General features: G+C 64.7%; 2 pseudogenes. One reads left to right on the top strand and one right to left on the bottom strand.

Annotated features, from left to right (window positions below):
• Positions 1 to 624: pseudogene (locus A5745_RS10565) on the bottom strand (dihydrodipicolinate reductase); the annotation flags it as partial.
• A gap of 157 nt (positions 625 to 781) precedes the next feature.
• Here A5745_RS10565 and A5745_RS10560 point away from each other — a divergent pair.
• Positions 782 to 1,041 (top strand): annotated as a pseudogene (locus A5745_RS10560) (dihydrodipicolinate reductase); the annotation flags it as partial.

The following is a 1,041-nucleotide window of genomic DNA, read 5'->3' as shown; positions in this document are numbered from 1 at the left end:
CGGTGCCTTCCAGGCTATTTCGATGAATCCCGGCGTCGAGAGCATCGGCTCGAAATCGAGTGGACGGCCGAAGCCCAACGCGTCGCTCATGATGTCGGGAACCCCGTAGTCGTCGTACAGGCCGACCTCAAACGAGTGGATTTTCTCGATGGACGACGACTGGGTGGACAGCACTAAGGGCAGATAGTCAGCGGCGAAGCCGGGCTCGATCCCGGACGCATACAACGACACCTGGCCCTGCTTGGCCGCGGCGAGGAGTTGGTCGCGCCACTCGGTGGGCTGGTAGGCGTGCGGATTGACCAACCGGGTCGTGCTGGTCGTGACGACGTTGATTCCGGCTTCGAGCAGCCGAACATAGTCCGGGATGGCCAGCGCATCGCGCTCGGGACCGCTGGCCGCGTAGATGACGCAATCGGGTTTGAGGGCGATCAGCGCGTCCGCGTCATTGGTGGCGGCGAGGCCGATCGGCTCGCCATTGGCGAGTTCGCCGGCGTCCCTGCCGACCTTCTCCGCGGAGTGCACCCACACGCCGACCAGATCCAGATCGGGGCGTCGGTGGATAGTGCGGATCGCGATCGACCCGATGCCGCCGGTCGCCCAGACCACTACGCGCTGAGCTGCCATTTCGTACCTCCTGTTAAGAGAGCGCACACTATCCTAACGAACAAATTTTAGGTTATGGTGCTGTTGATGTTCACGCTTAGGTTCGACCTGCGTGCGCCGGAGTGGGCCGGGCCGCCCGATGTGGCGTGGCCATACCTCGAACGCGCCGCGGCCGCTCATGAGTAGGGAGGTGAACCCCGTGCGTACCGTTGTGTGGTCGACGGGGGGAGTTGGGTCGATCGCCATCGATGCGATCCGCCGCCGGCCCGACCTGGAACTCGTTGGGGTATGGGTGCATTCGCCCGACAAAGTCGGCCAGGACGCCGGGGAATTGGCTGGCATCGAACCGTTGGGTATCGCGGCCACCAACGATGCCGACGCCTTGATCGCCCTGGCGCCCGACGCGGTGGTGTATGCCGCGAGCGGTCCCGAGCGCGA

Source organism: Mycobacterium sp. IS-2888, from assembly GCF_001954215.1.
Lineage (GTDB): Bacteria > Actinomycetota > Actinomycetes > Mycobacteriales > Mycobacteriaceae > Mycobacterium.
The sequence above is the reverse complement of the archived record's forward strand: the minus strand, read 5'-3'. Positions and strand labels throughout refer to the sequence as shown.